The sequence below is a fragment of the Actinosynnema sp. genome (assembly GCF_052038725.1).
In genome coordinates, this window is record NZ_JBQGCX010000319.1 from 1 (window position 1) to 10,419 (window position 10,419).

Sequence of the window (10,419 nt, forward strand, 5' to 3'; positions counted from 1 at the left end):
GGCTGCCGAAGTGGTAGCCGACGGCGAAGTTGTTGCCCTGCCCGGCGGCCTCGCCGACCTGCCGGTTGGACACCGCGCTCACGCCGCGCTCGGCGAACAGCCGCTCGGCGGCGGCCAGTCTCACCTCGCGCGTCTCGGCGGCCCGGTCGCCCTTGCGCGCGGGACCGTCGTGCTGGCGGGAGGGGGTCACGGGCGCTCCCCGGTTTTCCGCCGGACGCGCCGCCGCGAGCCGGGTGGGACGAGGTGGGTCGACGCGGCTGCGCGCGGGGCGGTCGCGGCGTCGAACGGCATGGTGCCGAACGACACGGCCGAGGTGCGGGCGCGAGCGGCGCAGCACTGCGTGTTCCCGACCGGAGGAGTGCGGATCGGCGTAGTCGCGGGAGGCGTAGCCGCAGGAGGCGTGGTTGCGGAGGGCCGGGTTGCAGAGAGCCGGGTTGCAGAGGGCGGGGTGCGGGGCCGCTCACCGCCGGGGTCGCTCTCGTGGTGGTCGCTCGGGGGCATGGGGTCCTCCAGCGCGGTGTCGTCGGGGATGACTCCAGATAGCCACAGCTCTCCGTTTGAGTCAAGCGACTGACTTACGAAATGCGCGGTAACGCCCCGCGCCCACCACGATGGGCGAATTGCCCTTGCGCCGCCCCACCACACCCGAACCGGAGCCGAACCCACCGGTGCGGGCAACCCCAGTCACACTCACCCCACAGCCGGCTGGCCAGCCGGTCACAACCGCACGTGATGCGCACCGGGTCGACCAACCGGTCACACGAACCCCCGCCTCACCGACCACAGCCGCGCTCATGCTGCCGCCCACCTTGTCGGCGACATCCGCACGCAGGCCGCAACTCCGCCCGCCTGCGACACCCGCGCTCGCACTGCGGCTCGCCCCATCGGCGACACCCCCGCCCAGGCCGCAACTCAGCTCATCAGCCGCACCCGTGCCCGCCCCGCCACCCGGCCTTCTCGCCAGCCGCACTCCGCACCCGCGCGGCCTGCCCGCCGCCCCCACTGCGGACCCGCTCGACACACCTGCCGCGTCCAGCACGGACTCACCCGGCCCGCCCGCCACGTCCACTACGGTCCCGCTCGGCACACCCACCGCATCCAGCCCACACCCATCCGGCCGGTCAGCAGCGCTCTCGCGCGCACCCCGCCCACCGGACCACCCGGCCAACCGGACCCTCGACGTCAGCCCCGCCCGCTCCACCAACGCCAAACCCGCCCCCAGTCGGCACCGCCCAGGCGCGCTACCCGCGCCCGACCCGCTCCCCCACCGTGTTGTCCGGTGCGGTCCACAGCCCGGTGATCGCGTCCACCAAACCGCGCGCCGCACCGTCCCACGTGTCGCGCGGCGTCGCCACCCCCTCGGCCAGCGCCCGCTCCCGCTCGGCGCACACCTGCACGATCAGGTGCCACACCATCCGCTCCCGCCCGAACCGGACCTCAGGCGCCACCTCAGGGGGCAGGTGGGCGCGCAGCCGCTCCAGCACGACCCCCATCCCCGGCGTGGTCATGACCTCGGCGGCGGCGACCAGACGCAGCGCCGGATCGGTCACCACCTGCGCGACGAACCGCGCGTACCAGGTGATCCCGCCGGGGGCCACGACGTCGGCGCGCGCGGCCAGGTCGGCGAGGTGCGCGGTGACCGGCCGCACCAGGCAGTCGACCCAGTCGCGCAGCACCGGCGAGTCCCCGGCGCGGGCGACCATGTCCGCCCGAAGCGCCTCCACGGGCAGGCCGTGCCGCCGAACGATCGCCCTGACCAGGTCGTGCTTGGTCCCGAAGTGGTACCCGACGGCCGCGTTGTTGCCCTGCCCGGCCGCCGCGCTGACCTGCCGGTTGGACACCGCGTGCAGGCCGCGCTCGGCGAACAGCCGCTCGGCGGTGTCCAGGATGCGGGCGCGCGTGGTCTCGTTGTGGAGCCGCCTCACGGGGGACCTCCTCCGCCTCAGGTCGATTCGGGACGCCCCCGGACAGTTCGGACACCGGCGCGGGCGCGTGCGGGACAGTGAAGCCGCACGGGTTAACCTAAGTCAAGCAACTGATTTAACCCCTGCCGAACCCCCGCCCTCCCGGAAGGCCGACTCCCCATGTCCAGCGCACGCCCGCACACGCCAGCAGCACCCCCGGCACCGCCGGGGGCGAACACCGTCGTCTGGGTGCTGGCCTTCACCGGGATCGTCGTCTCGCTCATGCAGACGGTCGTGATCCCCCTGGTCCCGCAGTTCCCGAAGCTGCTGAACGCCGACCCCGCCGACACCGCCTGGGCGATCACCGCGACCCTGCTGGCCGCCGCCGTCGCCACCCCGACCGTGGGCCGCCTCGGCGACATGCACGGCAAGCGCCGGATGCTGCTGATCAGCATCGTGCTGCTGGTCGCGGGCTCGGTCGTGGGCGCGCTCAGCGACACCATCGGCCCGATGATCGTCGGCAGGGTGCTCCAGGGCCTGGCGTCGGGCGTGATCCCGCTGGGGATCAGCATCATGCGCGACGAGCTGCCCGCCGAGAAGCTCGGTTCGGCGACCGCGCTGATGAGCGCCTCCCTCGGCGTCGGGGGCGCGCTGGGCTTGCCGCTGGCCGCGGTGCTGGTGGAGCAGCTGGACTGGCACGTGCTGTTCTGGGGCGCCGCCGGCCTGGGCGTGATCGCCGGGGTGCTCGTGGTCGCGCTGGTCCCGGAGTCGGCGGTGCGCTCGGGCGGCCGGTTCGACCTGGTGGGCGCGCTCGGGCTGTCGGTGGTGCTGGTGTGCCTGCTGCTCGCGGTGTCCAACGGCGCGCAGTGGGGCTGGGGCAGCGCGCTGACGCTGGGCCTGCTCGGCGGCGCGGTCGTCGCACTGGCCGCGTGGAGCTGGTGGGAGCTGCGCACCACCGAGCCCCTGGTGGACCTGCGCACCAGCGCGAGCCCCCAGCTCCTGCTGACCAACGCCGCCTCGGTGGTCTTCGGGTTCGCGATGTTCGCGATGTCCCTGGTGATGCCGCAGCTGCTGCAGCTGCCCGCGTCCACCGGGTACGGCCTCGGCCAGTCGCTGCTCGGCGTCGGCCTGGTGCTGGCCCCGTCCGGACTGGTGATGATGGCGATGGCGCCGCTGTCCGCGCGGCTGTCTCGGGAGCGCGGCCCCAAGACCACCCTGATCACCGGCGCGCTCGTGGTCGCGGTCGGCTACGGGCTCAACGTGGTGCTGATGAGCCAGCTCTGGCACCTGGTGCTGGTATCGAGCATCATCGGCGCGGGCATCGGCCTGTCCTACGGCGCGCTGCCCGCACTGGTGATGTCGGCCGTGCCGGTGTCGGAGACCGCGGCGGCGAACAGCCTCAACACCCTGATGCGCTCGATCGGCACGTCGCTGTCCAGCGCCGTGGCGGGCGTGATCCTGACCCAGCTGACCACGGCTGCGGGCCTGCCCTCGCAGCAGGCGTTCCAGGTGATCATGGCCGTGGGCGCGGGCGCCGCGCTGACCGCCGCGGGCGTGGCCGCGCTGCTCCCCGGCACCGGCCGCGTGGTCGTGGCGCAACCGGCCGCAGCAGCCACCGCGACCCGCTGACTCCGCCCAGCACGACCTGGTCCAGCACACACCCCGTCTGGCTCCGATCGATTCCGGTCGGAGCCAGACGCTCTTGCGCAGAGCGTCGTCGCGCACCACCGCGAGCGGGCCTGCCACCAGTTTACCGAAGAGCGCGACAACAAAGCCACGTTCTGAATTCACCCGAAAGCTGCGACTGGCATCACCCGCACCCTCACCGCGGGCGGTGCTAATGTCTGTTCCAACGCCGCATCGCCGGTGTTCCGGACGAGCGCGCCGTACCCGGTCAGGACAAGACGGCGCAGTGACCACTGGACACTGCGGAAGGCGTTCGTCATGGCATGGGTCGTTCTTGTGCTCTCCGGGCTCTTCGAGACGGTGTGGGCCGCGGCGCTGGGCGCGTCACGCGGATTCACCCGCCTCGGCCCCAGCCTGCTGTTCGGCGCGGCCTTGCTGGCGAGCATGGGCGGACTGGCGTTCGCGCTGCGGACCATCCCCCTGGGCACCGGGTACGCGGTGTGGGTCGGCATCGGCGCGGTCGGCACGGTGGTCTACGGCATCGTCGCGCTGCAGGAACCGGCCTCGGTCCTGCGCCTGCTGTGCGTCGCGCTGATCGTCGGCGGCGTGCTGGGCCTGAAGGTCCTGCACTAGCGGGAGTCCCCCCAGGCGCGCGAAGGCCAACTCCAAGCCGTCGTGCACCGGACCTCGACCCCGCCCGTCCTTTCCGGGTGTGACCGGCGGGGTCGGGGTCTCCCGCACGACTCCTGATTCGGCAGGACTCACGGTTTCGCAGCCCTCACGATTTCGTGGCGCCTACGATTTCGCAATGCTCATGATTCCGCACCGAACGCGGTGAACAGCGGGAATCGGATTGCGCCGCACGGTCGCGGAAGTCGATTCGCCACCGTCTGGACCCATAACGAGCCCAGGCGGCGATGTGGCGCGCGCTTTTTCAGGAGAACGGACCCGCGAAGAGCGGGTCAGGGACGCGGTTGCTCCCACGAGTACGCGGCCACCAGTTCGGCTACCGCGGCCATCCCGGCCTCGTTCGGGTGGTACCCGACGCGGCCGGGTGGTGGGACGTAGGGCTCCATCCACGGTTCGGCGGAGCACACCCCGTGGTCGCGGGTGATCGGCGTGGTGTCGATGACGGTCACGTCGTGCGCCCGCGCGGCGCGCCGGGTGGCCGCCTCCAGCCTGGCGACGACGGTGCGCTCGAACGCGAGCTGGTCGTCGGTGAGCGGCAGGCCCGCGCACGAGGGTCCCTCGGCCGGGAGCACGGCCTGGTAGATCAGGGCGAACACGAGGGCGTCGGGCGCGCGGCGGTGGATCTCGGCGTAGACGGCGCCGATCCGCTCGTGGAGGGTGTTCAGGCCGCGCAGCATGGCCGCGCGGTCGACGGTCGGGCAGGCCTTGGTGCGCCCCTTGGCGGCTTTGCTGTTCTGGCAGCCGTACGCCATCAGGCTGCCCATGTAGTTGACGTCGTTGCCGCCGATGGTCACCGTGACCACGTCGGCGTCGGCGGTGACCGCCTGGATCTGCGGTGGCAGGCCCGCCTGCTCCTTGCTGAGCACGTTGGCCGTGGTGGCGCCGCCGCAGGTGACGTCGACCAGGGTCGCGCCCTTCGCGGCGGCGGCGAGCGTCGGGTAGTTGCGGGTGGACCGGCCGCACGCGCCGGGGACGCCGGGTTTGAGGTCGGGCACGCCCGGTCCTGCGGCGAAGGAGCTGCCGAGCGCGACGTAGCGCAGGCTGCCCGAACCGTGCGCGGCGCCGGCCGCGACCACGACGGACATGAGCAGGGACCCCACCACGAGGGCCCTGAGGAACACCCGTTTCACGGGCGGTTTGCGGTGCGACGACGGAGCCACCGGACGAGCGTGCCTGGCGGACAGGGGTTTCGGGAACACCGGTGGCGAAGGTGACCTGTTCGTGTCCGGTGTGCCCGGTCACGTTCCCGACCGGCGGGCGGTCCCGCGACGCCGGACCGGGGTGGTCCGGCATCGCGGGATCACGTGCACGGGGCGCGCTCTAGGACATCGCGCCGCCACCCGTGGAGCCGCTGTAGCCCGAGCCGCCCTCGGGGCCGTCGCCCCGGTCGGTGCTGGACGGGTCGGTGTCGTTCTGGTTCGGCGTCGAGTCGTTGTCACCGGACCGGCCGTCGCCGTCCGCGTCGGAGGGGTCGCCCGAGGACCCGGTCGAACCGGACCCGCCGGACCCCGAACCACTGGAGCCGCCGCTGCTCGAACCACCTGACGAGGAACTCCCGGAGGAACCGCTGCCGGACGAGTCGCTGGACGAGCCACCAGCGGACGAACCACCGCCGGACGAGCTGCTGCCCGAGGAGCTGCTCCCGGACGAGTCGCTGGGCGAGGACCCGCCACTGGACGAGGACCCACCGGAGGAGCTCGACCCGCTGGAGCCGGAATCGCCGGAGCCGGAGTCGTTGGACCCCGAACCACCGGAACCGGAGTCGCCGGAAGAACCCGAGTCGCCGCCACCGCCGAACCCGGAGTCATCCCCCCGGTCGCCCGAGGACCCGCTGTACCCCGAGCCGCCCTCGGGACCGTCGCCCCGGTCGGTGCTGGACGGGTCGCTGTCGTTCTGGTTCGGCGTCGAGTCGGCGCTGCCGGAGAGCCCGTCCCCGTCGGAGTCCCGACCGCCGAGCCCACCACCGGTGGTGTCACCGATGCCACCCGAACCACCGGAGTCGCTCCCACCATCGGAGCCACGACCACCCGTTCCAGTGGCAGCCCCGGACCCGGAGTCACCGGAACCATCGAGGCCCCCGGCCCCGCCGGTCCCCTCAGGCCCACGGCCGTCGTCGCCCTCGCCGTCGTCCCCATCGCCCCCGGCCCCATCGGACCCGTCGGGCCCGTCGGAGTCACCGGAGCGCCACCGGCCTTCGAGCCCCCAGGTCTCACCGGGCTGGTCCGGCCGGGAGACGTCCCACCCGCCGAGGGAGCGCGGGCTGGTCTCCGGCCCGTCGCCGCGCTCGGCGCTGGCCGGGTCGCTGTCGTCCTGGTTCAATGTCGGGTCGGTCGCGTCCGGCTTCCCGTCCCCTTCGAAGTCCCCGCCGCTCCCGGCTGGCGGCTGCGAGGGCGGCGTGATGACCACCCGGTCGCTGCCGTACCCGGTCCCGCTGTCCGGCCCGTCGCCACGATCGGCGCTGGCCGGGTTCCGGTCGTTCTGGTTCGGCGTGGCGTCCTCGGCGTCGGGGACGCCGTCGTGGTCGCGGTCGGGCAGCGCGTTCCGCTCGGCCGCCTCGGCAGCGGCGGCCCGGTTGCGGGCCTGCTCCAGCGCCTCCCGGTGGGCCAGGTCGGGCCGGTTCTGGGCCCGCCACTGGCTGTTGCGCGCACCCTCCTCGCGCAACCTCTCCAGCAGCTCCGGCACCTGCTCCCGCGTGGTCGGCGGCTCGGGCGCGGGCCTGAACGTCTTGTCGAAGCTCAGCCCGAACCCGAGGTCGGACCAGCGCCCCTTGTCCGCCTTGGGCGCACCGCGCGGCACCTCGGGCACGGACGCGCCGGGCGGCGTCTGGGGCGCGGGCGAGGTCGGGGGCGCCTGCGGTGCGGGCGCCTTGACCTCGGGGGTCTTGCCGGGCGAGAGCGGGTCGGCGGACTTCTCGGTGCTCACCGAACCGCCGCCGGGCACCGGGGTGCTCTCGGTGACGCTGTCCGGGGTGTTGAGGTGCCACGACCCGTCGGCGCGGCGTTCGAGGGTCACCCCGATCTCGCGACTGCGCCCGTCCGGTGTGGTGACGGAGGCGGTGCCCTTGTAGCTGAACGTCACCTTGCCATCGGGTGCGATGTTCAGGCTGAGCCTCGACTGGTACTCGGCGCCCAGCACGTCGAGGCTGTCGCTGAGGTCGGCGTTGAACCCGTCGCGCTTGGGCCCGATGTCGGTGAACTGCGGCCCGGACGGCTTGCCCACCCGAACCCCGCCGCCGAGGAAGCCCTCCTGCTTGTAGCGGTCGTAGGCGGCGGTGCCGGTGACCGAGGTGCGCGGCCCGATGGGCACCCCACCGGACACCCCGACCCCCTTGGTGTCGGGAGGCGCGCTCAGGAAGTGCTGCCCGCGCGGCTGCATCTCCTTGATGATCTCCCTGGCCCGCACCGGGTCGTTGCGGAACACGCGCCCCAGCTCGTCCCGGAGCTCCTGGTCGGTCAGCGACCGCGCGGGGACGTCCGCCAGCGGCGCGGTCTCGGAGTTCGCGGGCTCGGCCGAGGCGACCCCGACCACCACGCCCATGCCGACGGCGGTGAGCGCGGCTCCCACGACGACCCGCCGGACGACGCCGAGCGGGTGCCCGGCAGGTAACAGCGGATTAACCATGAAACATCCCGACTTCCGTGTTGGCAGTTTTCCCGTACAACGAGTATCCGGTGACAGGGAAACGCTAACTACCCCTTACGGGCCGTTCCGCTGCACCGAATGACGGCTATGCGCCGAAAACGTTCGGTGAAATGCTTTTCACGCTGCGGTCGAGCCACTTGAAGGTTTTTCCAGAAATTCCGGGCACGTCGATAAGCCTCGAAACAGGCCACCGGACCCGCCCCAAGAGGTTTTCACACGGCGGGCGACCACCCGCTAGCAGAGTCGCGACTGGACCTCGCGACCGGTCGACACCGATTCCGCAGAACCACCTCCCCCTGACCGAGAGCACCGCAGTCGTCCCTGTGACGCACGGAGCGGATCAACGGTTCCGACCGATCTGCCCGGTTCCACGCCTCTGGCAACAGCGTTCTGCCCACGCTCAGCCCTCACCCGGCAGTTTCGCCCACACCGCACTTTCACGGACAGGCCGCACCACTGCGGACCTAACATCAGCACACCGAACAAGCGGTGCCATCCGGCAGGAAGGTCTCGGCCATGGGCGTTGCGGCCTCCGACCAGCCCGAGCACACCGGCAACACGGTGGCCAATTCATCAGCGGAGATCGTGGTCCAGGCCGAGCGGATAGCGGGCGACGTAGTGCTCGGGGCGGCCAGGCGCGAATTCCCCCCGCCCCGGCAACTCCCCGCTCCCCCACCCTGGTTCACCGGTCGGGAAGCCGAGTTGCGATTGCTTGACAGGCTCCTCGACGGCGGTGCCCGGACCGCCGGGATAGTCGGCACCGGCGGCATGGGCAAGACGTGGTTGGCCCTGCACTGGGCGCACCGGAACAAGGACCGGTTCCCCGACGGGCAACTGTTCATCGACCTGCGCGGGTACGGCCAGGAGGAGCGGCCCATGGCGGTGGGCGCAGCGGTGCGGTGCGCGTTGGACGCGCTGGGCGTGGACCACCGCGACCTGCCCGCTGAAGAGGCCGCCCAGGTCGGGCGCTACCGCACCCTGCTCGCCGCCAAGCAGGTGCTGGTGGTTCTGGACAACGCGCTCGACTACGGCCAGGTGGAGTCGCTGCTGCCCGGTTCGCCCACGTGCGCGGTGCTGTTGACCAGCAGGGACCGCTTCGACGGCTTGGAGCAGGCCGGGGCGTTGCGGGTGCCGCTGGGAGCGCTCTCCGAGGTGGAGGCGCACGAGTTCCTGGCCGAGCGGTTCGGACGGGACCGGGTGACCGCCGACCGCGCGGCGACCGAGGTGCTGCTGAAGTGCTGCGCGGGGATGCCGCTGGCGCTCGGGGTGCTGGCCGGGCAGCACGCCCTGCAACCGGAGTTCCCACTGGCCAGACTGGCCGAGGGGGTGGCCGACGAGGCCACGCGGATCGAGGCGCTGGACAACGGACGACCGTCCGCGAGCGTGTCAGCCGTGCTGTCCTGGTCGGATCGCGCCCTGCCGAGGGCGGCCCGCGAGGCGTTCTACCTGGTGGGTGTCGTCGGGACCGCAGGAGTGGTCGACCTGGCGGTGACGACTGCGGCAAGCGTGTTCGGAACCGGGGTTCCCGAGGCACGTGCCTTGCTGCGGGGGTTGGCCCGCGCCTCGCTGCTCCACGAGCACGCCCCGGACCGCTGGGAGATGCACGACCTGGTCCGGTTGCACGCAGCCCGGCTGACCGTTTTCCCCCAGGAACGCCAGAAGGCGGCACTGCGCGCCCTGGTGGACCACTGCCTGAAGTTGGCCTTGGCCGCCGACCGGGTCCTCGACCCGCACCGAGCGGCCCACTCGGACGTGCCGGGGCCCGGCACCCTGCCCGAGGGCATCGCGGCCGAGGAGTGGTTCACCTCCGAGCACGCCTGCGTCCTGGCCGCGCAACGCGTCGCCGTGCAGCAGGGCTGGCACGCCGAGGTGTGGCTGCTGGCCTGGTCGCTGCACACGTTCCACTGGCAGCACGGTCATGACCGGCACCAGCTGGTGACGTGGGGCGCAGCGCTGGCCTCCGCCGAGGAGCTGCGCTCGACGCCTCGCTTGGCGCTCGCGCACCGGTTGCTCGGCGCGGCCACCGTGCGGACGGGCAGGCACATCGAGGGCGTCTGGCACCTGCGCAGGGCGCTCGACCTGGTCGAACAGCTGGACGACACCAGCGCGGAGGCGCACGCGCACCGGGCGCTGGCCCGATCGCTGGGCACCGCGGGACAGCAGGAGGCGGGGCTGGAGCACGCGCGGCGGGCGCTGGCGCTGTACGGACGGCTGGGCGAGCCCAGGCACGAGGCGGACGCGCTGGACCTGATGTGCGGGCTCGACGCCGCGCTGGGGCGGTTTCCCAAAGCCGAGGCGCACGGGCTGGCCGCGCTGGGGCTGTACCGGGAGCTGGGCGACATGCGCGGGGAGGCCAGCGCACTGGAGACGCTCGGGCACCTGGCCAGGCGTGTAGGAGACGCGTCGATGGCCAGTGAGCGGTACACCCAGGCGCTGGCGCTGTGGGGCACTCCTCGACCGCATGTGGCGGACACCTGGGAAGGCTTGGGCTTCGCCCGTGCGGAGCTGGGCGACCGCACCGGTGCGGTCATAGCCTGGAGAGCTGCCTTGGAGCTGC

General features: G+C 72.6%; 7 protein-coding genes and 1 riboswitch. Of the genes, 3 read left to right on the top strand and 4 right to left on the bottom strand.

Annotated elements, in window-relative coordinates:
* Nucleotides 1–190, bottom strand: a 190-nt coding sequence (locus ACTUAL_RS06305; protein WP_440899583.1) for a TetR family transcriptional regulator, incomplete at its 3' end; no start/stop codon positions are given.
* 1,051 nt (nt 191–1,241) lie between these two features.
* On the bottom strand, nt 1,242–1,925 hold the full coding sequence (locus ACTUAL_RS06310) for a TetR/AcrR family transcriptional regulator (RefSeq protein ID WP_015801705.1): 684 nt from the start codon (nt 1,923–1,925) through the stop codon (nt 1,242–1,244).
* Nucleotides 1,926–2,084: 159 nt separating this feature from the next.
* On the opposite strand from ACTUAL_RS06310, the gene ACTUAL_RS06315 reads away from it, so the two are divergent.
* Nucleotides 2,085–3,533 (top strand): MFS transporter, encoded by a 1,449-nt coding sequence (locus ACTUAL_RS06315; protein WP_440899584.1) that lies wholly within the window; start codon nt 2,085–2,087, stop codon nt 3,531–3,533.
* 219 nt (nt 3,534–3,752) lie between these two features.
* A riboswitch (guanidine-III (ykkC-III) riboswitch) is annotated at nt 3,753–3,818 on the top strand.
* Between the two features lie 30 nt (nt 3,819–3,848).
* Nucleotides 3,849–4,163, top strand: a complete 315-nt coding sequence (locus tag ACTUAL_RS06320; RefSeq protein WP_440899585.1) for a DMT family transporter — start codon at nt 3,849–3,851, stop codon at nt 4,161–4,163.
* Between the two features lie 329 nt (nt 4,164–4,492).
* Here the strand turns inward: ACTUAL_RS06320 and ACTUAL_RS06325 are convergent, their stop codons facing one another.
* Nucleotides 4,493–5,341, bottom strand: a complete 849-nt coding sequence (locus ACTUAL_RS06325) for an SGNH/GDSL hydrolase family protein (protein WP_440899586.1) — start codon at nt 5,339–5,341, stop codon at nt 4,493–4,495.
* A 199-nt stretch (nt 5,342–5,540) separates the two neighbouring features.
* The gene (locus ACTUAL_RS06330) at nt 5,541–7,841 is read right to left on the bottom strand and encodes a hypothetical protein (RefSeq protein ID WP_440899587.1); all 2,301 of its coding nucleotides are present in this window, start codon (nt 7,839–7,841) and stop codon (nt 5,541–5,543) included.
* A gap of 537 nt (nt 7,842–8,378) precedes the next feature.
* On the opposite strand from ACTUAL_RS06330, the gene ACTUAL_RS06335 reads away from it, so the two are divergent.
* Nucleotides 8,379–10,419, top strand: a 2,041-nt coding sequence (locus ACTUAL_RS06335) for an NB-ARC domain-containing protein (RefSeq protein WP_440899588.1), incomplete at its 3' end; no start/stop codon positions are given.

Coding starts and splice junctions, on each gene's coding strand:
- ACTUAL_RS06320 (WP_440899585.1), top strand. CDS start 3,849: ATGGCATGGGTCGTTCTTGTGCTCTCCGGGCTCTTCGAGACGGTGTGG.
- ACTUAL_RS06315 (WP_440899584.1), top strand. CDS start 2,085: ATGTCCAGCGCACGCCCGCACACGCCAGCAGCACCCCCGGCACCGCCG.
- ACTUAL_RS06330 (WP_440899587.1), bottom strand. CDS start 7,841: ATGGTTAATCCGCTGTTACCTGCCGGGCACCCGCTCGGCGTCGTCCGG.